26 protein-coding genes are annotated in these 26,471 nt (G+C 70.4%); 10 read left to right on the forward strand and 16 right to left on the reverse strand.

Going from position 1 to position 26,471, the window contains the following annotated elements; all coding sequences use genetic code 11:
• Positions 1 to 252: 252 nt before the first annotated feature.
• Positions 253 to 774, forward strand: coding sequence for a VOC family protein (locus KVT44_RS28235; RefSeq protein WP_308314131.1), 522 nt, complete (start codon positions 253 to 255; stop codon positions 772 to 774).
• Positions 771 to 1,607 (forward strand): SDR family oxidoreductase, encoded by an 837-nt coding sequence (locus tag KVT44_RS28240; RefSeq protein WP_217569609.1) that lies wholly within the window; start codon positions 771 to 773, stop codon positions 1,605 to 1,607. Before KVT44_RS28235 ends, KVT44_RS28240 begins: the two co-directional genes overlap by 4 nt.
• A 49-nt stretch (positions 1,608 to 1,656) precedes the next feature.
• Here the strand turns inward: KVT44_RS28240 and KVT44_RS28245 are convergent, their stop codons facing one another.
• The gene (locus tag KVT44_RS28245) at positions 1,657 to 2,643 is read right to left on the reverse strand and encodes an LLM class flavin-dependent oxidoreductase (protein ID WP_217569611.1); all 987 of its coding nucleotides are present in this window, start codon (positions 2,641 to 2,643) and stop codon (positions 1,657 to 1,659) included.
• Between the two features lie 67 nt (positions 2,644 to 2,710).
• On the opposite strand from KVT44_RS28245, the gene KVT44_RS28250 reads away from it, so the two are divergent.
• A complete protein-coding gene (locus tag KVT44_RS28250) occupies positions 2,711 to 3,022 on the forward strand; it encodes a DUF1330 domain-containing protein (RefSeq protein WP_099919152.1) in 312 nt (103 codons plus the stop codon).
• Between the two features lie 48 nt (positions 3,023 to 3,070).
• Here KVT44_RS28250 and KVT44_RS58400 read toward each other — a convergent pair whose 3' ends face one another.
• The 4 genes from KVT44_RS58400 to KVT44_RS28270 form a co-directional block, all read right to left on the reverse strand.
• Positions 3,071 to 3,259 (reverse strand): ferredoxin, encoded by a 189-nt coding sequence (locus KVT44_RS58400; RefSeq protein ID WP_190171001.1) that lies wholly within the window; start codon positions 3,257 to 3,259, stop codon positions 3,071 to 3,073.
• The gene (locus KVT44_RS28260) at positions 3,256 to 4,545 is read right to left on the reverse strand and encodes a cytochrome P450 (protein ID WP_308314132.1); all 1,290 of its coding nucleotides are present in this window, start codon (positions 4,543 to 4,545) and stop codon (positions 3,256 to 3,258) included. The genes KVT44_RS58400 and KVT44_RS28260 overlap by 4 nt, the downstream gene beginning before the upstream one ends.
• 91 nt (positions 4,546 to 4,636) lie before the next feature.
• A complete protein-coding gene (locus tag KVT44_RS28265; RefSeq protein WP_217569615.1) occupies positions 4,637 to 4,972 on the reverse strand; it encodes a hypothetical protein in 336 nt (111 codons plus the stop codon).
• Positions 4,973 to 4,976: 4 nt separating this feature from the next.
• Entirely contained in the window at positions 4,977 to 6,239 is a 1,263-nt protein-coding gene (locus tag KVT44_RS28270) for an aromatic ring-hydroxylating dioxygenase subunit alpha (protein ID WP_217569616.1), read from the reverse strand.
• Between the two features lie 856 nt (positions 6,240 to 7,095).
• On the opposite strand from KVT44_RS28270, the gene KVT44_RS28275 reads away from it, so the two are divergent.
• Positions 7,096 to 7,890 carry a SigB/SigF/SigG family RNA polymerase sigma factor gene (locus tag KVT44_RS28275; RefSeq protein ID WP_099919148.1) on the forward strand — a complete coding sequence of 265 codons (795 nt, stop codon included), beginning with the start codon at positions 7,096 to 7,098 and terminating at the stop codon, positions 7,888 to 7,890.
• Positions 7,891 to 8,057: 167 nt separating this feature from the next.
• Here the strand turns inward: KVT44_RS28275 and KVT44_RS28280 are convergent, their stop codons facing one another.
• The 3 genes from KVT44_RS28280 to KVT44_RS28290 all read right to left on the reverse strand — a co-directional run bounded on the left by KVT44_RS28280 (position 8,058) and on the right by KVT44_RS28290 (position 10,667).
• Positions 8,058 to 8,351 (reverse strand): ANTAR domain-containing protein, encoded by a 294-nt coding sequence (locus tag KVT44_RS28280; protein ID WP_254649995.1) that lies wholly within the window; start codon positions 8,349 to 8,351, stop codon positions 8,058 to 8,060.
• A 210-nt stretch (positions 8,352 to 8,561) separates the two neighbouring features.
• Complete coding sequence (locus KVT44_RS28285; protein WP_217569618.1) at positions 8,562 to 9,872, reverse strand: FtsX-like permease family protein; 1,311 nt, start codon at positions 9,870 to 9,872, stop codon at positions 8,562 to 8,564.
• A 3-nt stretch (positions 9,873 to 9,875) separates the two neighbouring features.
• Positions 9,876 to 10,667 carry an ABC transporter ATP-binding protein gene (locus KVT44_RS28290; protein ID WP_217569619.1) on the reverse strand — a complete coding sequence of 264 codons (792 nt, stop codon included), beginning with the start codon at positions 10,665 to 10,667 and terminating at the stop codon, positions 9,876 to 9,878.
• Between the two features lie 161 nt (positions 10,668 to 10,828).
• Between KVT44_RS28290 and KVT44_RS28295 the strand changes: the two genes are divergently transcribed.
• From KVT44_RS28295 to KVT44_RS28305, 3 genes are read left to right on the forward strand one after another with little or no spacing between them, the layout of a single operon-like run.
• The gene (locus KVT44_RS28295) at positions 10,829 to 11,509 is read left to right on the forward strand and encodes an ABC transporter permease (protein ID WP_217569620.1); all 681 of its coding nucleotides are present in this window, start codon (positions 10,829 to 10,831) and stop codon (positions 11,507 to 11,509) included.
• A complete protein-coding gene (locus KVT44_RS28300) occupies positions 11,506 to 12,177 on the forward strand; it encodes an ABC transporter permease (protein ID WP_190171007.1) in 672 nt (223 codons plus the stop codon). Before KVT44_RS28295 ends, KVT44_RS28300 begins: the two co-directional genes overlap by 4 nt.
• A complete protein-coding gene (locus tag KVT44_RS28305; protein ID WP_217569621.1) occupies positions 12,174 to 13,109 on the forward strand; it encodes an ABC transporter substrate-binding protein in 936 nt (311 codons plus the stop codon). The genes KVT44_RS28300 and KVT44_RS28305 overlap by 4 nt, the downstream gene beginning before the upstream one ends.
• Positions 13,110 to 13,134: 25 nt before the next feature.
• On the opposite strand, the gene KVT44_RS28310 is transcribed toward KVT44_RS28305, so the two are convergent.
• Positions 13,135 to 13,974 (reverse strand): DUF1206 domain-containing protein, encoded by an 840-nt coding sequence (locus KVT44_RS28310; RefSeq protein ID WP_217569622.1) that lies wholly within the window; start codon positions 13,972 to 13,974, stop codon positions 13,135 to 13,137.
• A gap of 367 nt (positions 13,975 to 14,341) precedes the next feature.
• On the opposite strand from KVT44_RS28310, the gene KVT44_RS28315 reads away from it, so the two are divergent.
• Together KVT44_RS28315 and KVT44_RS28320 are read left to right on the forward strand one after the other, a co-directional pair.
• A complete protein-coding gene (locus tag KVT44_RS28315; RefSeq protein WP_217569623.1) occupies positions 14,342 to 14,914 on the forward strand; it encodes a hypothetical protein in 573 nt (190 codons plus the stop codon).
• Positions 14,911 to 15,309 carry a hypothetical protein gene (locus KVT44_RS28320; protein ID WP_217569625.1) on the forward strand — a complete coding sequence of 133 codons (399 nt, stop codon included), beginning with the start codon at positions 14,911 to 14,913 and terminating at the stop codon, positions 15,307 to 15,309. Before KVT44_RS28315 ends, KVT44_RS28320 begins: the two co-directional genes overlap by 4 nt.
• 134 nt (positions 15,310 to 15,443) lie before the next feature.
• On the opposite strand, the gene KVT44_RS28325 is transcribed toward KVT44_RS28320, so the two are convergent.
• The 7 genes from KVT44_RS28325 to rhaI form a co-directional block, all read right to left on the reverse strand.
• Positions 15,444 to 16,628, reverse strand: coding sequence for an ABC transporter ATP-binding protein (locus KVT44_RS28325; RefSeq protein WP_217569627.1), 1,185 nt, complete (start codon positions 16,626 to 16,628; stop codon positions 15,444 to 15,446).
• Between the two features lie 22 nt (positions 16,629 to 16,650).
• Positions 16,651 to 17,298 carry a lactate utilization protein C gene (locus KVT44_RS28330; RefSeq protein ID WP_217569628.1) on the reverse strand — a complete coding sequence of 216 codons (648 nt, stop codon included), beginning with the start codon at positions 17,296 to 17,298 and terminating at the stop codon, positions 16,651 to 16,653.
• On the reverse strand, positions 17,295 to 18,773 hold the full coding sequence (locus tag KVT44_RS28335; RefSeq protein ID WP_217569630.1) for a LutB/LldF family L-lactate oxidation iron-sulfur protein: 1,479 nt from the start codon (positions 18,771 to 18,773) through the stop codon (positions 17,295 to 17,297). The genes KVT44_RS28330 and KVT44_RS28335 overlap by 4 nt, the downstream gene beginning before the upstream one ends.
• Positions 18,770 to 19,525 (reverse strand): (Fe-S)-binding protein, encoded by a 756-nt coding sequence (locus tag KVT44_RS28340; protein ID WP_101402486.1) that lies wholly within the window; start codon positions 19,523 to 19,525, stop codon positions 18,770 to 18,772. Before KVT44_RS28340 ends, KVT44_RS28335 begins: the two co-directional genes overlap by 4 nt.
• 141 nt (positions 19,526 to 19,666) lie before the next feature.
• The gene (locus KVT44_RS28345; protein ID WP_254649966.1) at positions 19,667 to 21,115 is read right to left on the reverse strand and encodes a rhamnulokinase family protein; all 1,449 of its coding nucleotides are present in this window, start codon (positions 21,113 to 21,115) and stop codon (positions 19,667 to 19,669) included.
• Positions 21,112 to 23,151: a bifunctional aldolase/short-chain dehydrogenase gene (locus KVT44_RS28350; RefSeq protein ID WP_217569632.1), complete on the reverse strand. Its 2,040-nt coding sequence runs from the start codon at positions 23,149 to 23,151 to the stop codon at positions 21,112 to 21,114. The genes KVT44_RS28345 and KVT44_RS28350 overlap by 4 nt, the downstream gene beginning before the upstream one ends.
• Positions 23,152 to 23,298: 147 nt before the next feature.
• Positions 23,299 to 24,459, reverse strand: coding sequence for an L-rhamnose isomerase (rhaI, locus tag KVT44_RS28355; protein WP_190171017.1), 1,161 nt, complete (start codon positions 24,457 to 24,459; stop codon positions 23,299 to 23,301).
• Between the two features lie 329 nt (positions 24,460 to 24,788).
• Here rhaI and KVT44_RS28360 point away from each other — a divergent pair, with 329 nt between their 5' ends.
• Positions 24,789 to 26,306 (forward strand): sugar ABC transporter ATP-binding protein, encoded by a 1,518-nt coding sequence (locus KVT44_RS28360; RefSeq protein ID WP_217569634.1) that lies wholly within the window; start codon positions 24,789 to 24,791, stop codon positions 26,304 to 26,306.
• Positions 26,307 to 26,471: the final 165 nt, after the last annotated feature.

Here is a 26,471-nt window from a genome sequence, read left to right on the forward strand (position 1 = left end):
AACAGCGCTGGCCACAGGGGTCTTTGCCATTGCTTTGGGGCTTCTGGTGCAGGAGTTGCCAGGGCCCGTGAGGGGCCTGAACACAACCTGAACACCCATGCCGTGACCCCCGGATCCGTTGGGAAACGGCACGCATCCGATGGTACGAAGAAAGGTCGTCGCCGGACCTCGCGACGGCCCCCGTCCTTCCATTGCGCTCTTCGACCGCACGTGAGAATATCGTTCTCATTTCGAAGAATGAAATTCTTTGCTGTGGTTGAACTCAACGACGAGGGAGACACGTTGGAAGCGACGGAGTACGGGCGGGCGGCCGTCGGCCGGGTGCTGAAGGCTCAGGATCAGTTCCATCTCGGTATCGTCGTCGAGGACTTCGAGACGACCCTGGCCGAGTTCTCTTCCCTGTTCGGGTACAAGTGGTGCGGCGAGATCAGCGGACCGGTCCCGGTCACGCTGCCGGACGCGGACGCCGTGGTCGAGCTCGGGTGCGTGTTCTCGACGACGACACCCCGTCTCGAGATCGTCCGGCGCGTCCCGGGGACCCTGTGGGAGCCGGCGGCCGGCGGCGCCGTCCATCACGTCGGCTACTGGTCCGACGACGTCGCCACGGACGCCGCCGAACTGGAACGCCACGGTTTCGTCCGGGAGGCGACACGCAAGGGTGCCGACGGCGCCCCGTTCGCGTTCCTGCGCAGCCCGGCCAGCGGCTACCGCGTCGAACTGGTGAGCCGGGTGGCGCAGCAGAGCCTGGAACGGTTCTGGGGGATGAGCGCATGACGACCGTCGGGATCGTCACCGGCGCCGGCCGCGGGATGGGGCTGGCCTGCGCGCGGCGGCTCGCCGACCAGGTGGACAGGCTGCTCCTCGTCGACCGGGACGAGGCGACCGTGACCGCGGCCGCCAAGGACCTGTCCGCCACCGGGCAGGGGGCCGTCGTCGAACCGTTCGTCCTCGACATCACCGATGCCGCGGGCCTGGCCGGGCTCGCCGCACGCGTCGGCGAACTGGGCACCCTGCGCGCCGTCGCCCACGCCGCGGGCATCTCGCCCACCATGGCCGACTGGCGTCGTATCTTCACCGTCGACCTCGTCGGGACCGCGCTGCTGGCGCAGACGCTCCGCCCGCTCGCCACCGAGGGCACGGCCCTGGTGTGCTTCGCGTCGATGGCCCCGCTGCTCGGCGGCACCGACCCCGACCCGGCCGTCGACGCGGTGCTGGACGACCCGCTCGACGAGCGGTTCCTCGACCGCGTCCACGAGGCCGTCGGGCCGGGCATCGAGGACACCGGCATCGCGTACGCGTGGGCCAAGCGCGGGGTGCACCGCTTCGTCCAGCGCGAGGCGGTGCGCATCGGGCCCCTCGGTGCCCGTGTCTGCTCGGTGTCCCCCGGGCTGATCGACACGCCTCAGGGGCGGCAGGAGTCCGCGAGCCATCCGGGGATGGAGCTGCTGCTGCGGCAGACCCCGCTCGGCCGGCTGGGGCGGTCCGAGGACGTCGCCGCGGCCGTCGCCTTCCTGTTGTCGTCCGAGGCCGGATTCCTCAGCGGGATCGACCTCCTCGTGGACGGCGGTGTGTGCGCCGCCGTCCGGACCCGAGCCGGTCGCACGTGAGTCCGTACGCGTGCACGTGAGGCCCGTACGCCCCGTGGTGCCCGTGAGTTCAGCGGTCCGCCGCCGGCCGCTGCCGGTGGGCGGTGGCGAAGGCGCGCAGCTCGCGGGCCACATCCGGGCCGCTCGGTGTGTAGACGACCTCGTGGAAGCCGAGGTCGGCGAGCCGCGTCAGGCTTCTGCCGACCCGGGCCGCGTCACCGACCATCGTCTTGAGGTCGATGTGATCGAGGAGTCGGCGGTCACGGTCGGGGAGGTGCGTGACATGGCCCTCGAAGGTGAGCAGATGGCGTTCGTCCTCGGGAGCGAGTTCCTCGAGAGCGGCCCGCCAGGCCCGGCCCCCGGGCAGGGCGTCGACCGCCTCGGCACCGCCCTTGGCGTACGCGTTGTGCCAGTCGACGACCCGCCACGGTCCGATCGCCTCCCGGACGCGGTCCGAGTCCCGGTCCTCGCCGGGGTCGAGCACGGTGCCGGAGATGATGGTCGCGGTCGGGAGCACGGGGTGCGGAGGTCCGACGACGCCGTCGGCCACCTTCTCGGCCAGCGCGGAGCCCCGGGGACCGAACACGCTGATCCAGAGCGGGACCTGGATCGGTCGCGAGGCGGTGAGGCCGCCCGCGTGCAGCATCCGCACCGGCTTGCCGTCCGCGATCGCCGTCTCCCCGGCGAGCAGCCGGCGCAGGGCCGTCATGTAGTCGGCGAGGGCGTCCAGCGTCATCGGGCGCCGGCCCACCGCGAGCCGGGCGGTGAACCCCGTACCGAAGCACGCCCGGAAGCGCCCGCCGGAGACGCGGGCGACGGTGGCGATGCCGGAGGCCATGGTCATCACCGATCGCTGGCCGGGGATGAGGACGGCCGTGCTGAGCCCGATGCGGGTCGTCCGCCGCGCGGCGAGGGCGAGATGGACGAAGGGGTCCTCCCACAGCGGCGCCGAGTCGTAGATCCACACCCTGGAGTAGCCGAGCTCCTCGGCCAGTACGGCGAGGTCCGCGAAGTCCGGGCCCGGCGGGAGCCCGCAGGACAGCTCGAGATCCCGCATGACTTATGGGCCTCCCATTCTCGACTGAACGTCATCAAATAGCGCTTATCGACATAAAGGGGAACCCGTGCCCAAGGGATATGTCATCCTCACCGAGGCCATCAAGGACGAGGCCGGAATGGAGGCCTACGGCCGGGCGTCCGCGGGATCGATCGCGCACGGCAGGGCCGCCGTCCTGGCGGTGGATACCGGGCCCCAGGTCCTGGAGGGCAGCTGGCACGGCAACCGTACGGTCGTCCTCGAATTCGAGTCCGTGGAAGCGGCGCGTGCCTGGTACGAGTCGGACGCGTACGCGGAGGCAAAGCCGCTGCGGCTGGCCGCGGCCGACTGCAACGTCGTGATCGTCTCCGGGTTCGAGATGCCGTCGCGATCCGTGTGAAGGAGTCTTGCCGGTCGCGGCCCGCGCGGTGTGCGCGGGCCGCGATCGTCAGTCCAGCGTGATGGCGCGCTCGGGGCAACTGCCCATCGCCGTACGCACGGTGTCCTCGAACTCGGCGGGTACTTCCGGTGTGAGCACCACCGCGTAGCCGTCGTCGGTCAGGTCGAACACCTCGGGGCGGAGCGACCAGCAGACCCCGTGTCCCCGGCAGCGGTCCTCGTCGACCTTCGCCTTCACCGCGCCGGCTCCTCGGCGAGGGTGAACTCGACGTTCAGGTGGGTCAGACCGCGCAGGATGTACGTCGGGATGTAGTGGTACCGGCGCTCGCCCGCGGGGCCGTGCACGCGCTCCGAGAGCCTGATGTCGGCCGTGCGGTCGAGGAGCCGCTCGATGGCCACCCGGCCCTCGGCCCGGGCCAGCGGCGCACCGGGGCAGGTGTGGATGCCCCGTCCGAACGCGATGTGGTGGCGGGCGTTGGCGCGGGAGGGGTCGAAGGTGTCCGGCTCCTCGAAGTGGCGGGGGTCGCGGTTCGCGGCCCCGTTCAGGACCATCACGGTGGTGCCGGCCGGTATGTCGACACCGCCCACCGTGGTCGGCACCCTGGACAGCCGGAAGTCGCCCTTGATCGGGCTCTCCATCCGCAGCGCCTCTTCGATGAAGTTGGGGATGAGGGCGCGCTCCTCGCGCAGTCGCCGCTGCAGCTCGGGGCGCTCGACGAGCAGCTTGAGGGCGGAGCTGAGCAGCCGGACCGTGGTCTCCTGGCCCGCCGCGAAGAGATTGGTCGCCACCCGGGCCACATCGGCGACGTCGGGCGTCGAGCCGTCCGGGAACGTCGCCGAGGCCAGACCGGAGAGCACGTCGTCGCGCGGCTCGCGGCGCCGCTCCTCCACATAGGACGCGAACCGCTCGTACAGATACTCCAGTGGCGTGTGCTCCATCTCCCGTTCCGTGCTGCCCACACCGCCGTCCGTCTGCGGCCGGTGCTCCAGCCCCCTGACGAACTCCTCGCGGTCCTCTTCGGGCACGCCGAGCAGGTCGGTGATGACCTGCAGGGTGAACGGGCCCGCGAACCCGCTGATGAAGTCGCCCTCGCCCGGGGCGAGGAACGTGTCCAGCCGGCGGTCGGCCAGCTGCCACATCGCCGCCTCGTTCTCCTTGAGGCGTCGCGGTGTGATCAGCCGCATCAGCAGCGCGCGGTGGTCCGTGTGCGTCGGCGGGTCGAGGGTCGGAAGCTGGTCGCTGAAGGGGAGTTCGGCGCGGTGCAGCTCGATGAGTTCGCTCACGTCGTCCCCCTCGAGCGGGACCGGGAACCCCGGGAAGGGGCCGGTCACCGAGAGGCACGACGAGAACGTCTCGCTGTCGTTGAACACGTGAACCGCTTCGTCGTACCCCGTCACCATCACCACGTCGTGGTGGCTCTCGCGCTGTACGGGACACTTCCCGCGCATCGCCTCGAAGTACGGGTAGGGGTCCGCGACGAGCCCGTCGTCCCGGAAGAAGTTCATCGCCTCGAAGTCGTTCACCGTGTGCAACGCTCCCTTCGGCACCGCAACGTGTGGGTCCCGGTGGTCGTGAATGGTGGGTCGGCTGGGCTCGGGCGGTCGCCGGGCCGGGTCAGGGCAGTGGTTCGGCGACGCGGTGGATCTCGGCGTTGGCGCCGTCGACGACCCTGGGCTGGTGCCAGATTTCGACGCACATCGACACCATGATGATTGAATGCACCAGTTCGAGGAGACGGCGTGCCTGCTCGGGCAGCGCGTCGAGCGGGAACTTGTCGCAGTACGCGAGCGCTTCCTCGATGCGGGGGAAGCCGACGTCGTAGAGCGCCTGAAGTTCGGTCATGTCGCTCGCCAGGCGGCGCTCGTAGCGCTCGGGCTCGGTGGCCAGGCACCAGGTCGCGGCGAAGGGTTCCAGCTCCGCGAACGCCTCGGGCAGGAGGGTGTCGGACACCGGTTCACACCCCCACGGTCTTGCGCTCGTAGTCTTCGACCCAGTCGGCGATCGACCTGTGGAAGTGCCGTACCAGCAACTCCTGGTCGTTGAGAGGGAAGTCGTCGCGGGCCGCCCGTGACTCCAGCGCCCGCTGGGTCCCGACGAGGGTGCCGGCGTCCTGGAGCGCGAACTCCTTGAACATGACGACCGCGCACTCCTGGGCGGCGCGCTCACTGGCGGTGGTGGCCTTCGGGAAGAACAGCGTGCCCTCGAAGAGGTGCGTGTGGTACGAGGTCGGCCAGTAGCGGTAGGTGAGGTACCAGCCGCTCGCCCAGATCAGGATCTCCATGTTCGGGAAGATCTGGAAGTTGTCCATGGCCCACTTCCTGACCTTGCCCGGGTTGGTCCCGCCCAGCTCGGTGCCCAGGTCCGGCTCGTCCCAGGGGCCGAACAGGCCGCTGCGCGTGGCGATCTCGATGGGGTACTGGTAGTCGGCGGGCCACAGCCGGCGAGGTGCGCCCGAGGTGGTGACCATGCGATGCGGGCCGTCGAGCTGGTAGTGCGGTGCCTCGAAGCCGTTCATCTTGGGCCGGGCCGCCGGGGTGGCCTCCTGGGAGTGCAGCACGGGCACGTGGTAGTACTCCTGGAAGGCGTCGAGGAAGACCTTCCAGTTGCAGTGGACGTCGGCGCGGAAGTCGTAGCGCTCGGTCAGCCGGTCGAACGGGTAACCGTCGAGCGGCGTGATCATCGGGCCGAGGAACTCCGGCAGGGTCTGCTCCGGTTCCTTCGCCAGATTGACGAAGACGAACCCCGCCCACACCTCGCAGTGCACCGGCAGCAGGCCGTAGTCGTCCTTGTCCAGGTCGAAGAACTCGCTCTCCTGCTGGACGAAGGTGAGCTTGCCGGTGAGGTCGTAACGCCATGCGTGGTACTTGCAGGTGAACGCCCGGCAGGACCCCCGGGTCTCCTCGTGCGGGAAGTCGTTCCAGATCAGCTTGTTGCCCCGGTGCCGGCAGATGTTGTGGAACGCCCGCACCCGGCCCCGCAGATCGCGCACGACGATGATCGAGGTGTCGGCGACCTCGATCTCCTTCGTGAAGTAACTCCCCTTGCGCGGCAGGTCCTCGACCCGGCCGACGTTCAGCCAGGCCCGCTTGAAGACCGCCTCGCGCTCGACTTCGTAGAACTCGGGTGAGACGCAGTCCTCGTAGGACACCACTCCCGTTCCCAGGTCCGGGTAGTGCTCGGTCCAGCTGCCCTCGGCCGGCTTCGGATAAAGGGCCATCGCGTCAGTCCTCCGATACGGGCGTCGCCTGAGCAGTTACGGTCACGCGGGCGAGAACTGCATTCTCTTCATTGAGCATTAGATTTCCACGGTGCGGCTGCCCCGTCAACGGTCGGCGGGGGTCCGGGTGAATCGGGGGGTCACGTGCGGGGCGGTACGGCCGTGGTGTTCCGTGTCGCGGTGGGGTGAGAGGCGCAGGTCGCCGGGGCGCCGGTGTCGCGTGGACGGCAACGCCTGGGCCGGTCATCCGGTTTGGGTATGTCGGCATCACGCCCCGCTATTCCGGCGTGTCCGGCCTGAAGCCCGTCTCGCAGGGTCGTCGACGTAGGCGCGGCGGATGTTCGAGGCGGCCACCGGGGTCGCGATGTCGCGGTGACCGGTTCGCGGGGGCCCTATGTCTTTGGTCAAGGTGGTGGGTCGGGGCGAGCCTGATGGCGCGGATCGGTCGCGGAGCTTGGCGTCGGCGTGCCCTGCCTCGGATCCGCATTGCGAATCCGGCGCCGAATCGCTCGTTCGCGCGGCGTATCGCGCGGTGAATTGTTTGGCGGCGGGTGCGGAGATCGCGCGGATATTGCGGAGTGAATTCACGGCGTACGGATATGGATTCGCGGACGACGCGTGACGCTCCAGAATCGTCCCCTCGCCCGGTGTCACTCCCCTTGGATGATTCTCCGGGATTGTTTCGCGCTTGTTTGGGTGACCGATATGGGGGAATTGTCCTAGCAGTGCTTCGGACAGGAGGCACGTCCGTGGGAGCTGGTCCGCCAGATCGCCGGATGTCTCCCGTCCGGTTTTTTGTGCGCGCCCTCCCATGGGGACTGCCCCGTCGGCAACCCCTGAGGGAGTTGTGAGCACTATGCGCATGACGTCCGGCACCAAAAGACACCCCCATGACGACGCCCCCGACACCGCCGCGGCCTTCGTCCGCCTCGCCGACCTGCCCGCCGGGTCCGAGCGGCAGGCGCTGCGCGAGGAGATAATCCGCTCCTGGCTGCCCATGTCGGAGCGTGTCGCGGGCCGCTACCGGGGCAAGGGTGAGTCGGTCGAGGACCTCAACCAGGTGGCCGCGCTCGGCCTGGTCAAGGCCGTCGACCGCTACGACCCCGAGCTCGGCAACGCCTTCGAGAGCTACGCCGTCCCGACCATCACCGGGGAGATCAAGCGCCACTTCCGCGACCACATGTGGACCCTGCACGTCCCGCGCCGCGTCCAGGACGTGCGCAACAGGGTGCGCGCGGCCCTCAAGGACCTGTCGCAGACGATGCAGGGCCGACGGCCCACCGTCGCGGAGATCGCCGCGTACGCGCACCTGAGCGAGGACGAGGTGCGTACCGGTCTCGAGGCCCTGGACAGCTTCTCCGCCCTCTCCCTGGACGCCGAACTGCCCGGCGGGGACGACGGCTACGCGCTCAACGACGCGCTGGGCGCGCGCGACGCCGGATTCGACCTGGTCATCGATCGCGAGTCGGTGAAACCGGCCCTGCACGAGCTCCCCGAGCGCGAACGGGCCATCCTCTACCTGCGCTTCTTCCAGGGCATGACGCAGAGCTGCATCGCCGATCAGCTCGGCATCTCACAGATGCACGTCTCGCGCCTCCTCAGCGACTGCTGCGCCACCCTGCGCGAACAGGTGCTCGCCGATGCGGCCTAGGCCCTGCCCGGGCGTGCGGGTGGTGGACAACACCCGGCCGCCCGGGGGGTTGCCCCGTCCGGGCGGTCGGAGGCGAGCTCACTGCCGAACCCTCCCGGGAGCGGTTGGCCAGCGGGCCACCTCTCTCTGAACTACCTGGGTGGATCAGATCCAAACAAATTCCGCGCCTACGGGGCGGGGTGACTGTCCGGGATTTGCGTGGGCCCGTACTTGTCGAGCGTGTCCTCCAGGGCCGCGCGAATATCGGGCGGCAGATCTCCCTGCCGCCCCCAGACGAGAATCATTTCCGCGACGGTGCGCAGTTTGATGTTCGTGTGCTGCGAGACTTCCCGGAGCACGGCCCGGCCCTGGTCGGGCGACACCCGGCCGAGGGCGACCACCATGCCGATGGCCTGGTCCACCGTGGCGTGCGAGGTGACGGCCTCCTTCAGCTGGTCGACCTCTTCCCGCAGTTCGACCATCCGGTCCGCCGTGTCGGAAGGGGAAGCCGACTCCTGCGGCGCGTCGAACGGTTCGGCGCCTCCCGAACGGGCGTCTGACGTCATCGTCCCCTCCGGGGCCTGGATCCTGGCGGCGGAAGCCGTCGTCCTTGGAGTTCATCGTGGCCACTCGGCCGGTCAGGTGCCAGTGCGGACCGCGCCCATATATCGCCCCCACGGTCCGCCGCCCGTTCACGCGACCAGGGTCACCGCCGCCACCGCCGGCGTCCGCAGGGTGCGGCGGGCCGTGAACAGGATGGTCCCCAGGGTCACCGCCGCCGCGACCGCGACGACGGCGAGCCAGATACCAGGCCCCTGGCCCGGCCACGGGGAGTCCGTGCGCACGGCGCTGAACGCGAGGACCCCGGCGAGCCCGGCAACCGTGCCGAGGAAGACGCCCGTCACCGTCAGGATCAGGCCCTCGGCGCCGACCACCCCGAGCACCTGCCTCGGCGTCGCACCCACCAGCCGCTGCTGCCCGAACTCCCGGCCGCGGTAAGTCGTCGCCGCGTACAGGGAGTTGATCAGCATGACGCAGCAGAAGACCACGATGACGCCGACGACCGTGAGGTTGAGCGTCTCGAGGTTCTTCGCGTCGACCGACTTCGGAACACCGGAGGCCTTGATCGCGTCGCTCTCGACCGCCTGCATGGTCAGCGTCGCCGACGCCATGCAGGTGAAGAGGATCAGCGGCATCAGGACACCGGACATCTCCGCGGCACGCCGACGCAGGTTCCGTACGGCCAGATACCCGCTCGGGCCCGTCAGGGGCAGCCGGTCCAGCAGGCCCTCCAGCAGCCGCGGCGCCAGCAGCGCGCACCCCACGGACAGCAGGATCGCCCCGTACGCGGGAGGCGCCATCAGCGCGGCGTCCTCGGCCGAGAACGCGAAGGTGGAACAGACCGCCGCACCACCGGCGAGCAGAGCCGCGTACGCGAGGAACGTCCGTGCCCGACCCCGGGGGCGACGGCGGAGCGTCACCCGCCGCACCGCGAGGAACGCCGCGCCCGCCGCGGCCGACACCGTGATGCCGATGCCCGACCCGAGGGCGACGGGACCGAAGGAGTGGTCGACGGACCGGGCGACCTGGCCGCTGTCCTGGAAGACGCCCAGCAGGGCGCGTCCGCCGAGCATCGCCGGACCGATCGCCAGTACCGCCCCCACCAGGGCGATCGCCACCGCCTCACCCACGACCATCCGCCTGATCTGCGCGGGCGTCGCCCCGGAGCACCTGAGCAGCTCCATCTCGGCGCCGCGCTGACGGACGTTCACCGTCAGGGTCGAGGCGATCGCGAAGAACACCAGCAGGGTGCCGTAGCCGCCCACGACGCCCGCCGCGGTGGACAGCGACTCCGCGCTCACGGAGTCCACGCCCGGCCGCGCGGCCGTGTCGTGCAGGGAGTTGAAGGTCATGACGACCGCCGCGCCGAGGAAGGCGGACAGCAGGGTCGCCGTGGCGCGCCCGGGGCGCTGCCGGAGGGAACACAGGGCCAGAGCGAACACGGCTCACACCCCCACCCTCGTGTCGTCGCCGAGGTGCGCCAGGCGCTCGGCCACGGCGTCCGCCGTCGGCGCGTGCAGTTGGCCGGCCATCCGCCCGTCCGCGAGGAACACGACCGCGTCGGCGTACGAGGCGGCGAGGGGGTCGTGCGTCACCATGACGACCGTCCTGCCGTGCACCCGCACCGCCTCCCGAAGCAGCCGCAGCACATCCCGTGCGCCGCGGCTGTCGAGGGCGCCGGTGGGCTCGTCCGCGAAGATCACCCGAGGCTCGACGACCAACGCCCGGGCGATCGCCACGCGCTGCTGCTGCCCGCCGGAAAGCTGGTCGGGCAGACTGCCGAGCCGGTCGCCCAGACCGACCGCCGTCAGGATCTCCCGCGCCCGGGCCCGGTCGACGCGCCGCCCGGCGAGCTTCAGCGGAAGGATCGTGTTCTGGGCGACGGTCAGCGTCGGCAGCAGGTTGTACTGCTGGAAGACGAAACCGATCCGGCCGCGCCGGAACCTCGTCAGCTCGGCCTCACCGCCGCCCGTCATCTCCACTCCGTCGACCCGCACGATGCCGCTGTCGGGCCGCTCCAGCCCCGCCGCGCACCGCAGCAACGTGGACTTGCCCGACCCCGAGGGCCCCATGACCGCGGTGAAGCTGCCGCGCGCCAGGCCGAGGCTCACCCCGTCCAGCGCGGTCACGGCGCTCTCCCCGGCGCCGTAGGTCTTGCCGACCTTGACCAGCCGCAGCGCCTCCTGGGCGGGTTCCGATTCGCTCGTACGTCGCGAGGTGCGGCGAAACATCGTCATCACTCTCCGTCCGGCACGCCCTGTGCCTCGCTCACGACGCTACGGAGCGAACGCTCGACCCACATGGGGCGCAGAACCCGTATCGCGGGGTGTACTCAGCGACACCCCGTACGGGTCACCAGAACGCGCCGACTCCCGCCCGCCCCCGGTGGAATGGACGCGTGACCGCGCCCCCGGACGACTGTCTCGCCCGCAACGAGTGGATCTGCGGTGAGTATCTGAGCACGCGCCGGCAGATCCTCCTGGACGCGGTCGTCCAGCACCTCCAGCTCACGGCGGTCTCCGTGCTCGTCGGACTCGTCATCGCGGTGCCGCTGGCCGTCCTGGCCCGGCGCTGGGGCTGGGCGGCCGGACCCGTCCTCGCGGTGACCACGATCCTCTACACCATCCCGTCCCTCGCGATGTTCTCGCTGCTCCTGCCCGTGTACGGGCTGTCGGCCACGCTGGTCGTCTCCGGACTCGTCCTCTACTCGCTGACCCTCCTCGTCCGCAACATCCTCGCGGGCCTGCGCGCCGTCCCCGAGGAGACCCGGCAGGCCGCCCGCGGCATGGGATACGGGCCCATCCGCCTCCTGCTCACCGTGGAACTGCCACTCGCGGTGCCCGCCTCGATGGCCGGACTGCGCATCGCCACCGTCTCGGCGGTCTCACTGGTGACGGTCGGCGCGATCGTCGGCTTCGGGGGACTCGGCAATCTCATCTACGCGGGCATGAACACCTACTTCAAGGCGCAGGTCCTCACCGCGTCCGTACTCTGCGTCGTCATCGCCGTCGCCACGGACCTCCTCCTGCTCGCGGTGCAGCGGCTCATCACCCCCTGGATCCGGGCGGCCCGCGGATGAACGCCCTGACCGGGGCCTGGGACTGGCTCAGCGACCCCGCGCACTGGTCCGGGGACGACGGCGTCTGGCACCGCCTCGCCCAGCACCTCGTCCTGACCGTCGTCTGTCTCGTCATCAGCTGCCTCATCGCGCTGCCCGTCGCCCTCGTCCTGGGCCACCTCGGCAAGGGCGGCGCGCTCGCCGTCAACATCTCCAACATCGGCCGCGCCGTCCCCACCTTCGCCGTACTGGTCCTCCTGCTGCTCACCCCGCTCGGCAAGTGGGGCGAGGGCCCGACCGTCGTCGCGCTGGTCCTCTTCGCCGTACCACCGCTGCTCACCAACGCCTACGTCGGGATGCGCGAGGTCGACCGGAGCGTGGTGCGCTCGGCGCGAGGCATGGGGATGACCGGCCGGCAGATGCTGTTTCACGTAGAACTGCCCCTTTCGCTCCCGATGGTCATGAACGGCGTACGGATCGCCGCGGTCCAACTCGTCGCGACCGCCACGATCGCCGCGCTCGCGGGCGGCGGCGGACTCGGCCGGATCATCACCGCGGGCTTCAACCTGGCGAGTACCCCGCAGGTCGTCGCCGGCGCGATCCTCGTCGCCGTGTTCGCCCTGATCGTCGAGGGGATCTTCGAGATCGCCGAACGGCTGGCACCGCGCTGGGCGAGGGGCATCCGATGAGGCGAGGCGGCGCCCTGCTGAGCCTGGTCCTGCTGACCGGCTGCGCCACCGGCCCGTCCCTGGAGAACCGCGGCGCGGTCACCGCGCCACCCGGCGACAGCAAGCACCTGACCATCGGCTCGGCAGGGTTCACCGAGAGCGACCTGCTGGCCCAGATGTACGCGCTGCTGCTCGACCAGGCCGGATACAAGACCTCCATGCTGACGGTCGCCAACCGCGAACTCTACGAACCCGCCCTGGAATCCGGCCAGATCGACGTCGTACCGGAGTACGCGGCCACCTTCGCGGACTGGCTGAACGCCAAGACCCACGGAGCGGACGCGCCGCCCGTGGGCTCACCCGATCTCGCCACCACGATGAAGGCGCTCCGGTCGCTCGCCACACCGCGCGGCCTCACCGTCCTCGACCCCGGCAGGGCCGTCGACCAGAACGCCTTCGCGGTGACGGCGGCGTATGCCGGGCAGCATCACCTGAAGACTCTCAGCGACCTCGGCGCGTCCCGTCTTCCGGTACGGCTCGCGGCGGGCGACGAGTGTGTCCAACGGCCCTACTGCGAGCCGGGGTTGAAGAAGACGTACGGCATCGACATCACCGGCGTCGACCCGAAGGGTGTGGGCACCACCCAGGCGAAGCGGGCCGTGCAGAGTGGTCAGGACCAGATGGTCCTGACCACGACGACGGACGCGACGCTCGACGAGTTCGGGCTCGTCCTCCTCGCCGACGACAAACATCTGCAGAACGCAGACTACATCGTGCCCGTCGTCAACCGCTCGCGCGCCGGCAGCGAGGGCGTCACCAAGGCACTCGGCAAGCTCAACGACGTACTCACCACCGCGGACCTGGCATCGATGAACCAGCAGGTGGACAGCTGGCGACGGCTGCCCGAGGACGTGGCGCGGGCCTATCTGAAGGGCAAGGGTCTGCTGAAGTGACGCCCTCAGATGCCCTCGGACGCCCTCAGACCCGGCGCCAGCGCGCCATCGCGAAGGAGAACAGACCGAACAGCACGAGTCCGGCGGCGACGCACACCAGCAGCCACGGTCCCGCCGGGGTGTGGGCGAACGAGCGGATCGTGTCGTCCAGTCCCTTCGCCCGGTCGGGTTCGTAGTCGATCGCCGCGCGCACGACGAAGCACCCCGCCGCGGCGAACACCAGCCCGCGCGCCGCGCCACCGCCCACGCCGGTCACATCCACCAGCCGCCGCGTGCGCGCCGACATCTGACCGAGCTTCAGCTTCTTGTGGTACTTGCGCAACACGGCCCGCCCACCGATCAGCAGACCCACTACGACGATGCCGACTCCGGCGGCTCCGACGATCCACCGTCCCGCCGGCAGATCCAGCACCTTGGCCGTCACATCCCGCGACTGCTGGTCGCTCGAACCCTTCCCGCCACTGCCCGAGCCCGCCGCGAACGACAGCACCGAGTAGGCGACGAACGCGTAGAACACGAAGCGCCCAGCCGACAGCAGTCGCTTCTTCGCCGCCCGACCGTCCGGCCCGGCGGAACCGAAGCACGCCTCGGACAGCCGCCACAACGCCATGCCGACGAGGCCGACGGCCAGCGCCCACAGCAGCACCGCGCCGAAGGGCTGCTGCGCGATCTCCGCGACGGCACCGTTGCGGTCCGCCTGCTTCTTCCCGTCCCCGAAGGCGATCCGCAGCGCCAGCACACCGACCAGCAGGTAGATCACGCCCCGCGCGGTCAGACCCGCCCGGGCGGCGTACTCCACCCCCGAGCCCTTCGCCGCGCGCCGGGCCTTGATGCGTCCGGTCCGTGCCGTCGCACTTGCGTTCATGTGGACCTCCCGCGGAACGGGTGCCCTCGCGTCGGAGAGACACACGTGTGCGGGAGTGGCCAGATTGCGGTGTTCCGATGCCGGATGAGGCCTTCCTCCCGGCCGTTGGCTCGCTACGCTTCAAGTAGGGGCGTTGCCACGGGGGGTTCACATGGTCAGTGGAGGATTCCGGTACGAGAACGAGCGCCGTCACTCCAGCGTTTGGTCCCAGCCCGCGAGGGAGACCCCGCCTGAGGTGGGGGAGTCGATCAGCGGGCGGGGGGTGCCTGACGCATCGCCAAGGACGCCGCACGCTGAACCGCCGACGACTGAGCCGGCACAGGCGCCGGTCGTGCCTCCTGAAGTGGGCTCCAGGTTCATCGAGCCCTTGGGCACTGCCGAGGGTCTGTATGAGGCGCTGCGCATCGCCGGGCCCCCGCTCGTCGACTACCGCGACTACGACTCCTTGCTGCGCCTGGCCCGTGAGCCGAGTCCCCAGCAGATCAGCCCCCTGCGTCCCGACGAGCCGACGACTCCGTTGGTCTATGTCTTCGGCCCGATCACCGACAGCCAGGTGGCGATCAACTCCCAAGGGAATGTGACCCAGAATCGGACCGACGTACCGCCCGAGCAGTTGTACCGGGCGCACTTCCAGCCGGCGCGGCGTGCCGACCCCGTACAGGTGGTGGAAGCTCTGCGGGTCGAGGTCGATCGGCTGGGGCTCGACCTCTACTCGCAGTACGTCATTCGGCAGGCCGCGGCGGTGATCAAGGTGGAGCTGGCCCGCCCCCCGATCGATGAGGATCGTGTCCGCAGGGCCGTCGAGCAGATCCTCGCCTGCCTGGCTCGGCAGCTCGGCGGCGCCCCACTCACCGCCCGTCTGTCGGCCCTGGCGGCTCGCCTGGAGGCTGTCTTCGGTAGCGCGACGGAAGAGAACTCCGCTTCAGGAGGCGTACGTTGACGAGTTCGGGCGGTGCCCAGTTCCATGGGCCCATTCACGGCAGCCAGATCGCGATCGGCGGTCACAACGTCACCCAGCATCAGTACGTGACGGCCGACGAGGGGGCGAGCGCCCGGCTCGCCGAGGCCGTGCGGTCGGTGCTCGCGGCGCTGGAGACCCTCGGCCTGGCCGCCGAGGACGAGACCGCCGTGCGCCAGGACGCCGAGGCCGCTCTGGCGGAGGCCGCCCGGTCGCAGCCGGACGTGGGACGCCTGCGCGGTCTGCTGGGCCGGATCAGGGCCGTACTCGCATCGGTGGCGGCCGGCGCGGCCACGGGGGCTGCCGCGGGCGCCGGCACCGGAGCGGCCGAGCTGTCACACGCCGTGCTCGTCGACCTGCAGAACGCCCTGCCCTGAGACGTGCCGGCGGCGCCCCAAAGAGGCGCCCCAAAGGGGCGCGGGGAACTGCGCGCCCAGCCACAACGAACCCGCACCACCGAACAACCCGCACCGCCGAACACCCGCGCCCCCCGCCCAACCCAGCGGAGCGCTCACGCATCGGAGATCGAGTCGAACGACACCTGCCCCCGCCGCACCCCCCGCGCATCCGCGTCCACCGACCGCCGCAGTGCCTCGTGCAGTTTCGCCGGGGTGAGTACGCCGAGGAAGCGGGAGCCGTCCAGCACCGCGACCCAGCCCGCGTCGTGCTGGAGCATCACACTGAAGGCCTGCTTCAGCGGGGCGCCCACCGGGACCCATGCCGGGGGCCCGAGGGTATCCCCCGGAGAGTGCAGCATTCGGTGGGCGCGGTCCCCGACGGACCCGCCCGCCGCCAACTCGTCGACGCCCACCCACCCGTGCAGCTCGTCCTCCGTATCCAGGACGACCGCCCATCGCGCGCCCCGCGCGTGCAGGCGGGCCACCGCCGTCTCGGCGGGCTCGTCCACGCGGGCGACGGGCGGCTGTTCCAGGTCGTCGGGCTCGATGTCGGTGACCGACAGCCGCTTCAGCCCGCGGTCGGCGCCGACGAACTCGGCGACATAGGGGGTGGCCGGGGTGCCGAGCACGGCCCCTGGCGTGTCGAACTGCTCGATGCGGCCCTGCCCGTACACCGCGATGCGGTCGCCGAGCCGTACCGCCTCCTCGATGTCGTGCGTGACCAGCAGCACCGTCTTGCGCACGGCCTCCTGCATGCGCAGGAACTCGTCCTGCAACTGTTCCCGGACCACCGGGTCGACGGCCCCGAAGGGCTCGTCCATCAGCAGTACGGGTGGATCGGCGGCGAGCGCCCGGGCCACCCCGACCCGCTGGCGCTGGCCGCCCGACAGCTGTTCCGGATAGCGCGAGCCGTACGTCTTCGGATCCAGGCCCACCAGATCGAGCAGCTCCGCGGCGCGCGTCCGCGCCTTCGCCTTCTTCCAGCCGATGAGCGTCGGCACGGTCGCCGTGTTGTCGAGGATCGTCCGGTGCGGGAACAGGCCCACCTGCTGGATGACGTACCCGATACGCCTCCGCAGCCGCACCGGGTCGACCGTCGCGATGTCCTGGCCGTTCACGAAGATCCGGCCCGAGGTCGGTTCGATCAGCCGGTTCACCATCATCATGGTCGTCGTCTTGCCGCAGCCCGACGGGCCGACGAGCGTGACGAGTTCGCCCTCCGCGACCTCGAACGAGAGGCCGTCCACGGCCGTCGTGCCGTCCGGATAGCGCTTGGTGACCTGTTCGAACCGGATCATCCCCTCACGCTAACCGCGCAGGTCACTCCCCGCTCACCAGCACCACTTCCAGGGTGCGCGGACCGTGCACCCCCTCGACCCGGTCGAGCTCGATGTCGCTGGTCGCCGACGGGCCGGAGATCCAGGTCAGCGGGCGGGTCGGAGCCAGGCGCTCCAGGGCCTGGGGCACGGAGGAGACGACCTGGTCGGGGACGCGGACGACACAGATGTGGTGATCGGGGACCAGCGTGATGCGACGGCGCCCCTGGTCCGGGCCGCCGTCCAGGACGAGGGTGCCGGTCTCGGCGATCGCGAGCGCGCAGCCCGTGACCACGCTCTCGACCTTGTCGAGTTCGTGCGGCGTGCTCACGGCGCGGTCGTGCACGCGGGTGGGATCGGCGGCCGACATCCACTCCGGCGGGAGCCCCGGGGGAACGAGCACATACTGGGGTCCGCGCTCGGCAAGCAGCCGCATGATGAGGTACGGCAGTTCCTCCGCGTCCGTACGGTGCACGATCGCGCGGTAGTCGGCGAGGTTCGCCGCCAGCAGATCCACCGTCTGCTCGACGCTCCGCCCCCCGTGCTCGCGCAGATACCCGCGCTCAATGGCCTGCTCGTACGGCGTGTCGTCGCGCGGTACGTCGGCGAGCGCGCGCCGCACCCGCCCCAGGATCAGATCCCTGCTGCTCACTTGTCCGTGTCCTTTCCGCCGTGCGTACGCTGCCACCAGTCGCGGAACGGCTCCGCGGGCACTGTCGGGAGATCCCGGGTGTCGCTCCATGCCTTGCCCGGACCGGGCAGCGTGCGTGGATGGAAGCGGCGTGTGCGGGAGGCGAGCCGCTGGCCGGTGCGCAGCGCGCCGGGGTGGATGAACGCCCAGCGTGCGGCCCGCATCGCCGCCCGCTCGGCGGCGTGCCCCTTGGCGGGCTTGAGGACGACCTTGTTGCCCTCCCGCGTCACCGGTCCGCCCTCGGCGATCCGTTCGCGCAGGTGGACGAGGACCTCCGGGATGTCGATGGCGACCGGGCAGACCTCGTAGCAGGCGCCGCAGAGCGAGGAGGCGTACGGGAGCGAGGCGTCGATCTCGCTGGCGGTGCCCCGGAGTTGGGGGCTGAGGATCGCGCCGATCGGGCCGGGGTAGACCGAGCCGTAGGCGTGGCCGCCCGCGCGCTCGTACACCGGGCAGACGTTGAGACAGGCCGAGCAGCGGATGCAGCGCAGGGCCTGGCGGCCGACCTCGTCGGCGAGGGTGTCGGTGCGGCCGTTGTCGATCAGGACCAGGTGGAAGGTCTGGGGGCCGTCCTCGTCCGTGGTGCCCGTCCACATCGAGGTGTACGGGTTCATGCGCTCGGCGGTCGAGGAGCGGGGGAGGGTCTGGAGGAAGACCTCCAGGTCCTGCCAGGTCGGCACGATCTTCTCGATGCCGACGACCGAGATCAGCGTCTCGGGGAGGGTCAGACACATCCGGCCGTTGCCCTCGGACTCCACGACCATCAGGGTGCCGGTCTCGGCGACCATGAAGTTGGCGCCGGAGATGCCGACCTTGGCGCGCAGGAACTTCTCGCGCAGGTGCAGTCGGGCGGCTTCGGCCAGTTCGGCGGGCGTGTCGGTGAGGCCTTCCGGCGCCGGGCGGCCCCACTCGCTCATCTCGCGCGCGAAGATGTCGCGGATCTCGCCGCGGTTGCGGTGGATGGCCGGGACCAGGATGTGGGAGGGCCGGTCCTTGCCCAGCTGCACGATGAGTTCGGCGAGGTCGGTCTCGTAGGCGTGGATGCCCTCGGCCTCCAGGGCTTCGTTGAGGCCGATCTCCTGCGTGGCCATCGACTTGACCTTGACGACCTCGCTCTCCCCGGTCATCTTCACCAGGTCGGCGACGATCCGGTTGGCCTCGTCGGCGTCGGCGGCCCAGTGCACGATGCCCCCGGCCGCGGTGACCGATTCCTCCAACTGCACGAGGTAGCGGTCGAGATGGCGGAGCGTGTGGTCCTTGATCTGCTTGCCGGCCTCGCGCAGCGCGGCCCAGTCGTCGAGTTCGGCGACGGCGACCGCCCGCTTGGCGCGGATCGTGTGGGTGGCGTGGCGCAGATTGCCGCGCAGGGTCGGGTTGTTGACGGCCTCGTGCGCCGCCTTGGGGAAGGCGGGCATGCCGACGAAAGTGCCACTCATGCGCTCGGCTCCTCTTCCGTACTGGCCAGGATCTCCGCGATGTGCACGGGCCGCATCCGCGTCTCCAGTCGGGCCATCGTGCCGCCGATGTGCATCAGACAGGAGTTGTCGGCGGCGCACAGCACCTCCGCGCCCGTCGACTCGGCGTTGCGCACCTTGTCGGCGCCCATCGCGGCCGAGACGTCGGGGTTCTTGACGGCGAACGTGCCGCCGAAGCCGCAGCACTCGTCCGCGCCCGGCAACTCGCGCAGTTCGAGCCCCTTGACGGCCTGGAGGAGTCGGCGTGGCCGGTCGCCGAGCCCGAGACTGCGCAGCCCGTGACAGGTGGGGTGGTAGGTGACGGTGTGCGGGTAGTACGCGCCGACGTCCGTCACGCCGAGCACGTCCACCAGGAACTCGGTGAGCTCGTACGTCTTCGGCACGACCGGGGCGAGGGTGGCCGCGAGGGTGTCCCCGCGGCCCTCCGCCCGCGCCCGCTCGCCCATCCGCGGATACAGCTCCCGCACCATCGCGCCGCACGACCCGGAGGGCGTCACGATCGCCTCGTACTCACCGAAGACATCGGAGAAATGCCGGGCCAGTGGCTCGGCCTCGTGCCGGTACCCGGTGTTGTAGTGGGCCTGCCCGCAGCAGGTCTGCGCCATCGGGAAGTCGACCTCGACGCCCAGCCTGGTCAGCAGTTTCACCACGGCGCGGCCGGTGTCCGGATAGAGCGTGTCGTTGACACAGGTCAGGAACAGGGCGACACGCATCGCAGCTCCTTGGGATCGATCATCGGATGAGTGCAGGGTACGCGGAGGGCGAGCGGCAGGGGAGTCCCCGCTCATAGACACGGGTGAGTCCCTCTCGCGGACGGGTGAAAGGCCCCCGTCACGGCGGGCGGGAGTTCCCGTTCACCCGCGGGTGAGCCGGTCCTGGGCGGCGCGCCAGGCCGCCGCGTCGCCCCGGGGCCCGTACCGCCGCAACGGCTGCGTACGGGCGAGGAGTCGCCGCATCGACGTACGGTCGCCGACCAGTCCGTGGGTCCGGGCCTGGACGAGGACGTTGCCGAGCGCGGCGGCCTCCGCCGGGCCGGCCACGACCGGCAGTCCGCAGGCGTCGGCCGTCAGTTGGCACAGGAGCTCGTTGCGGGTGCCGCCGCCGACGATGTGGACGACATCGACCGGGTGGTCGGCGAGAGCCTCGGCCTCGCGGATCGCCCTGCGGTGGGCGAGCGCGAGGGAGTCGAGAATGCAACGGGTGATCTCGGCGCGCGACTCGGGCACGGGCTGTCCCGACTCCCGGCAGGCGTCGGTGATCCGGTCCGGCATCCGGCCGGGGGCCAGGAAGGCGGCGTCGCCCGCGTCCACCACGGACCGCAGCGCGGGCACCTCCGCGGCGGCCCGTAGCAGCTCACCCAGATCGGGCTGCCCCCATTCCCGTACACACTCCTGGAGCAGCCACAGCCCCATGATGTTCCGCAGATAGCGGACCGTGCCGTCCAGGCCCAGTTCATTGGTGAAGTTGGCCGCGCGGCTCGCCTCGGTGAGGACCGGCCGCTCCAGCTCCAGGCCCGCGAGGGACCAGGTGCCGGTGCAGATGTACGCGAACCGCTCGCCCGCCGCCGGGACGGCGGCGACCGCGGACGCGGTGTCGTGCGAGCCGACGGTCGTCACCGGGACCGAGCCCCTCAGCCCGGTCTCCTCCAGGACCCGCGGGAGCAGCAGACCGGCCGGGTCGCCCGGCTGCCGCAGCGGCGCGAACAGCTTGAGGTCGATACCGAGCCGGTCCGCGAGGTCGTGGGACCAGTCACGGGTGCGCGGGTCGATCAGCTGGGTGGTCGAGGCGTTGGTGATCTCCGTGCCCGCCTCGCCCGTGAGCCAGTACGCCAGCAGGTCGGGAACGAGCAACAGCCGTTCGGCGGCGGCGAGTTGTGCCGTCGAGCGGGCCGCCGTGAGCTGGTACAGGGTGTTGAAGGGTGCGTACTGGAGGCCGGTCGCCGCGTACAGCTCGGCGGCGGGCACGGTGGCCCACACCTTCTCCGCGACCCCCTCGGTGCGGGCGTCGCGGTAGTGCACCGGGTTGCCGAGCAGCGCGCCGTCGGCGTCCAGCAGCCCGTAGTCCACGGCCCAGCTGTCGATGCCGACGGAGTCGACCTGCCCGGCCGCCCGCAGTCCGTCGAGCACCCCCGCGTACAGCGAGAGGATGTCCCACCGCAGCCCCTCGGGGACCCGCACCGGCCGGTTCGGGAATCGGTGCGCCTCCGTCAGCTCCAGGGACTCGGGGCCGACGCGGCCGACCATGACGCGTCCGCTGGACGCGCCGAGGTCGACCGCGGCGAAGCTCTTCACGTGCTCGCTCATCGCAGGAAGGCCGCCGCGACACCCGCGTCGACCGGGACGTGCAGACCGGTGGTGTGGGTCAGATCCCCGCCCGTCAGGGCGAACACGGCGTTCGCCACGTGCTCGGGCAGCACCTCGCGCTTGAGGATGGTCCGCTGGGCGTAGAACTCGCCGAGCTTCTCCTCCTCGATGCCGTACGTCGCCGCGCGCTGCGCGCCCCAGCCGCCCGCGAAGATGCCCGAGCCGCGCACGACCCCGTCGGGGTTGACGCCGTTCACCCGGATGCCGTGTTCGCCCAACTCGGCGGCGAGGAGCCGTACTTGATGCGCCTGGTCGGCCTTGGTGGCGGAGTACGCGATGTTGTTCGGACCGGCGAAGACCGAGTTCTTGGACGCGATGTAGACGATGTCCCCGCCCAGCCTCTGCAGGATCATCACCCGCGCCGCCTCCCTCGACACGAGGAAGGAGCCACGGGCCATGATGTCGTGCTGGAGGTCCCAGTCCTTCGCGGTGGTCTCGAGCAGCGGCTTGGAGATGGAGATACCGGCGTTGTTCACCACCAGGTCGACGCCGCCGAAGGCGAGCACCGCCGCCCTGAAGGCTTCGGCGATCTGCTCCTCGGAGGTCACGTCGACGGTGACGGCGACGGCCTTGTCGGGCCCGCCCAGCGAGGCGGCGACCTCGACGGCGTTCTCCGCGTCGAGATCGGCGATCACCACGCACGCGCCCTCGGCGACGAGCCGCTCGGCGATCGCCTTGCCGATCCCGCTGCCCGCCCCCGTCACCAGCGCCACCCGGGTGGCGAGCGGCTTCGGCTTCGGCATCCGCTGGAGCTTGGCCTCCTCCAGCGCCCAGTACTCGATGCGGAACTTCTCCGACTCCTCGATCGGCGCGTACGCCGAGACCGCCTCGGCGCCCCGCATCACGTTGATCGCGTTGACGTAGAACTCGCCGGCCACACGCGCGGTCTGCTTGTCCTTGCCGAAGGAGAACATGCCGACACCGGGGATCAGCACGATCGCCGGATCCGCCCCGCGCATCGCGGGGGAGTCGGCGTCGGCGTGCCGCTGGTAGTAGCCCGCGTACTCCTCGCGGTACTCGCCGTGCAGCTCCTTCAGCCGCGCGATCGCCGCGTCCAGTTCCACGGTCGGCGGCAGATCGAGGACGAGCGGCCGGACCTTGGTCCGCAGGAAGTGGTCGGGGCATGAGGTGCCGAGCGCGGCGAGGCGCGGGTGCTCGGCGCTCGCGAGGAAGTCGAGGACGACGTCGGAGTCGGTGAAGTGGCCGACCTGCGGCTTGTCCTGCGAGGCGAGGGCCCGGACGTACGGCGCCAGCGCCGCGGCCCGCTCCCGGCGCTGGGCGGCCTCCAGGGCCGTGTACCCCTCGACGACGGGCCCGAAGGGCTCCGCCTTGCCACGCTCGACGAGGAACGCCTCGGCGGTGCGGATGATGTGCAGCGAGTTCCGCTCGCACTCCTGAGCCGTGTCGCCCCACGCCGTGATGCCGTGCCCGCCCAGGACGCAGCCGATCGCCCGCGGGTTGGCCTCCTTGACCGCCGCGATGTCCAGACCCAGCTGGAAGCCGGGCCGGCGCCACGGCACCCACACCACACTGTCGCCGAAACACTCGGCGGTCAGCTTCTCGCCGTCCGCCGCGCAGGCCAGCGCGATCCCGGAGTCGGGGTGCAGATGGTCGACGTGGGCCGCGTCCACCAGCCCGTGCATCGCCGTGTCGATGGACGGGGCCGCGCCGCCCTTGCCGTGCAGGCAGTAGTCGAAAGCGGCGACCATCTCGTCCTCGCGCTCCACCCCCGGGTAGACCTCCGTCATCGCCCGCAGCCGGTCCAGCCGCAGCACGGCGAGCCCCGACTCGGTCAGGGTGCCGAGATCCCCACCCGACCCCTTCACCCACATCAGCTCGACATCACCGCCGGTCACAGGGTCGGTATCGGTGCCCTTAGCGGAGGCATTGCCGCCCGCGTAGTTGGTATTACGAGGATCAGCACCGAGCCGGTGCGACCGGGCCAGCAGAGCGGCGGCTTCGGGATGGGATGCCATGTTCCTAGTCCTTAGAGAAAAGAAAGAAGGGTGAGATGTGATGTACCTGCGGTGAAGCGCCCCGAAGGGGCGCGGGGAACTGCGCGACCAGCCACATACGGCCCGCAGCCTGCGACGAGCCGAACCAGGCAGACGAGATTCAGCCGCTCAGGCCCCCCACCCCGCCTGCTGCCCACCCACCCGCTCCGCCGCGATCTTCTCCCCCCACCCGGATCGGCGGTACGCCGAGACGGGATCCGCATCCAGCCCCAGCTCCTCGCGCACCTCACCCAGCAACGGCCGCACATCGGTGTTGTACGCGTCCATGATCACCGCGTTGGCCGCGAGTACATCCCCGGTACGCTGCGCGTCGGCCAGCGCCGCACCGTCCACGAGCAGCGCCTTCGCCGTCGCCTCCTGCACGTTCATCACGGAACGGATGATCGCCGGGATCTTCGCCTCGATGTTGTGGCACTGGTCGAGCATGAAGGCGACATCCGGCGTGAAGCCACCGCCGCGGATCACCTCGTACATGATCCGGAACAGCTGGAAGGGATCGGCCGCGCCGACCATCAGGTCGTCGTCCGCGTAGAACCGCGAGTTGAAGTCGAACGCGCCGAGCTTCCCCTCGCGCAGCAGCGTCGCGACGATGAACTCGATGTTGGTGCCGGGCGCGTGGTGCCCGGTGTCGACGACGACCTGCGCCTTCGGGCCGAGCTTGAGGCAGTGCGCGTACGCGGTGCCCCAGTCCGGGACGTCCGTCATGTAGAAGGCGGGCTCGAAGAACTTGTACTCCAGCAGCATCCGCTGGTCGTCCCCGAGTCGCTCGTAGACCTGGGCCAGGCCCTCGGCCAGCCGGCCCTGGCGCTCACGGATGTCGTCCTGACCGGGATAGTTCGTACCGTCGGCGAACCAGAGCTTCAGGTCCTTCGAACCCGTCGCGTCCATGATGTCCACGCACTCGAGCAGGTGATCGACAGCCTTCCGGCGGACGGCGGCGTCCGGGTGACAGATGGAGCCGAGCTTGTAGTCGTCGTCCTGGAAGGTGTTGGAGTTGATCGCGCCCAGCTTCAGGCCGCGCTCCTGCGCGTACTTCGCCAGCGCCCCGTAATCGTCGACCTTGTCCCAGGGGATGTGCAGCGCGACGGTCGGCGCGGCCCCCGTGAAGGCGTGCACCTGGGCGGCGTCGTCCAGTTTCTCGCGCGGATTGCGCGGGACTCCGGGCTGCGCGAACACCTTGAAGCGGGTTCCCGAGTTCCCGTACGCCCACGAGGGCGTCTCTACTGCCTGGGTCTTGAGGGCGGTCTTCACCGCGGCAAGCTCGGTCACTTCGGGGCTCCTGTGACTTCGGGTGTGGCTTCGGTTTCGAACGACTTGTGGAGTCGGGTCCGAACTGCACTTCTGCCTGATCGGAACTGCTCTTCCGCTTGAAACGATCTGAAACGATTCAGAACGCCGAAGCTATGAGCCCTCCGGAGGCGTGTCAAGCCCCTGGGTGAAGGCCGCCCTCCGTGACTCGGTTGTGACCATCGGCTATCGAAAATTTCGACCCGAACCCATTGACGTGACCTGGGCTACCTGCCTAACGTCCCGGCAACCTAGTTGAAACCTTTCACGACGTCGTGAGGCCTCGCCGCCCGCGTCGTTGAGGAGCTCACATGACCCACCGGTCCGACGCGGGTCCGGCCCCCGTACTGGCGCTGGAGGACATTTCCAAGTCCTTCGGCGCGGTACGCGCCCTGCGGGACGTGTCCCTGGAACTGTTCCCCGGCGAGGTGCACGCTCTCGCCGGTGAGAACGGCGCGGGCAAGTCGACCCTCATCAAGACGCTCGCCGGCGTGCACCGACCGGACGCCGGTCGGGTGCTGCTGGACGGTGAGCCCACCGTCTTCCACGGTCCCGCCGACGCCCGCGACGCGGGCATCGCGGTGATCTACCAGGAGCCCACCCTCTTCCCCGACCTGTCGATCGCGGAGAACATCTTCATGGGCCGCCAGCCCCGGCGCGCCCTCGGCCGTATCGACCACAAGGCCACCCACGAGGCGACCGCCGCCCTGATGAAGCGACTCGGTGTCGAACTCGACCCCGACCGCCCGGCGCGCGGACTGTCCATCGCCGACCAGCAGATCGTCGAGATCGCCAAGGCGCTCTCCTTCGACGCCCGCGTCCTGATCATGGACGAGCCGACCGCCGCCCTGACCGGCAGCGAGGTGGCCCGCCTCTTCGGTGTCGTGCGCACCCTGCGCGAGCAGGGTTCGGCGGTGCTGTTCATCTCGCACCGCCTGGAGGAGATCTTCCAGATCTGCCAACGGGTCACGACCCTGCGCGACGGCGCCCGGATCTCCAGCGAGCTCCTCGACGGCATGACCGAGGACGACCTCGTACGCCGGATGGTCGGCCGCGACCTCGGCGAGCTCTACCCCAAGCAGGACGTCGAGGCGGGCGAAGTCGCCCTGAGCGTGCGTCGGCTGACCCGTGAGGGCGTCTTCACCGACGTCTCCTTCGACGTACGGCGCGGCGAGATCGTCGGTCTCGCCGGACTCGTCGGTGCCGGGCGTACGGAGGTCGCCCGGGCCGTCTTCGGCGTCGACCGCTGGGACGCCGGAGAGGTCGAGGTCGACGGGAAGTCGCTGACGAACGGAGCGCCCTCCACGGCCATGGCCGCGGGGCTCGCCCTCGTCCCCGAGGACCGGCGCGCCCAGGGCCTGGTGATGGACATGTCCATCGAGCGCAACATCGGGCTCACCGGGCTGCGTACGACGGTGAAGGCGGGGCTGGTGGACCGCGGCGCCGAGCGCAGCCGCTCCCTCGACTGGGCGGTCAAGCTCCAGGTGAAGTACGCCCGGATCGCCGACACCGTCAACACGCTCTCGGGCGGCAACCAGCAGAAGGTCGTCCTCGCCAAGTGGCTCGCCACCGGCCCCAAGGTGCTGATCGTCGACGAGCCCACCCGGGGCATCGACGTGGGCACGAAGGCCGAAGTGCACCGGCTGCTCTCCGAGTTGGCCGCCGACGGGGTGGCCGTCCTGATGATCTCCTCCGACCTGCCCGAGATCCTCGGCATGGCCGACCGGGTGCTGGTGATGCACGAGGGCCGGCTCACCGCCGAGATACCCCGCTCCGAAGCCACCGAGGAGACCGTGATGGCCGCCGCGACGGGGAGGGCTGCCGCGTGACAGCCACCAGGCGCGCCACCCTCGACGCAGCACCGGCAGCACCGGCAGCACCGGCAGCACCGGCAGCACCGGCAGCACCGGCAGCGGTCGGTGCGGGCGGTCGGTTCGCCCCCGAGAACGTTGAGCGGGCCGCCGGTGGGGAGTTGGGAGCCGCCGGTTCGGCCG

Origin of the sequence: Streptomyces sp. GbtcB7 (genome assembly GCF_019091445.1) — a bacterium.
GTDB classification, from domain to species: Bacteria; Actinomycetota; Actinomycetes; order Streptomycetales; family Streptomycetaceae; genus Streptomyces; species Streptomyces mirabilis.

Bases quoted from the DNA above. Each gene is read 5' to 3' on its own strand.
- KVT44_RS28325 (WP_217569627.1), bottom strand. From the start codon at position 16,628: ATGATCCGGTTCGAACAGGTCACCAAGCGCTATCCGGACGGCACGACG.
- KVT44_RS28245 (WP_217569611.1), bottom strand. From the start codon at position 2,643: ATGCGGGATCTCGAGCTGTCCTGCGGGCTCCCGCCGGGCCCGGACTTC.
- KVT44_RS28300 (WP_190171007.1), top strand. From the start codon at position 11,506: ATGAACGCCCTGACCGGGGCCTGGGACTGGCTCAGCGACCCCGCGCAC.
- KVT44_RS28350 (WP_217569632.1), bottom strand. From the start codon at position 23,151: ATGGCATCCCATCCCGAAGCCGCCGCTCTGCTGGCCCGGTCGCACCGG.
- KVT44_RS28290 (WP_217569619.1), bottom strand. From the start codon at position 10,667: ATGACGATGTTTCGCCGCACCTCGCGACGTACGAGCGAATCGGAACCC.
- KVT44_RS28335 (WP_217569630.1), bottom strand. From the start codon at position 18,773: ATGAGTGGCACTTTCGTCGGCATGCCCGCCTTCCCCAAGGCGGCGCAC.
- KVT44_RS28340 (WP_101402486.1), bottom strand. From the start codon at position 19,525: ATGCGTGTCGCCCTGTTCCTGACCTGTGTCAACGACACGCTCTATCCG.
- KVT44_RS28240 (WP_217569609.1), top strand. From the start codon at position 771: ATGACGACCGTCGGGATCGTCACCGGCGCCGGCCGCGGGATGGGGCTG.
- KVT44_RS28345 (WP_254649966.1), bottom strand. From the start codon at position 21,115: ATGAGCGAGCACGTGAAGAGCTTCGCCGCGGTCGACCTCGGCGCGTCC.
- KVT44_RS28310 (WP_217569622.1), bottom strand. From the start codon at position 13,974: ATGAACGCAAGTGCGACGGCACGGACCGGACGCATCAAGGCCCGGCGC.
- KVT44_RS28280 (WP_254649995.1), bottom strand. From the start codon at position 8,351: ATGGTCGAACTGCGGGAAGAGGTCGACCAGCTGAAGGAGGCCGTCACC.
- KVT44_RS28360 (WP_217569634.1), top strand. From the start codon at position 24,789: ATGACCCACCGGTCCGACGCGGGTCCGGCCCCCGTACTGGCGCTGGAG.
- KVT44_RS28275 (WP_099919148.1), top strand. From the start codon at position 7,096: ATGCGCATGACGTCCGGCACCAAAAGACACCCCCATGACGACGCCCCC.
- KVT44_RS28270 (WP_217569616.1), bottom strand. From the start codon at position 6,239: ATGGCCCTTTATCCGAAGCCGGCCGAGGGCAGCTGGACCGAGCACTAC.
- KVT44_RS28305 (WP_217569621.1), top strand. From the start codon at position 12,174: ATGAGGCGAGGCGGCGCCCTGCTGAGCCTGGTCCTGCTGACCGGCTGC.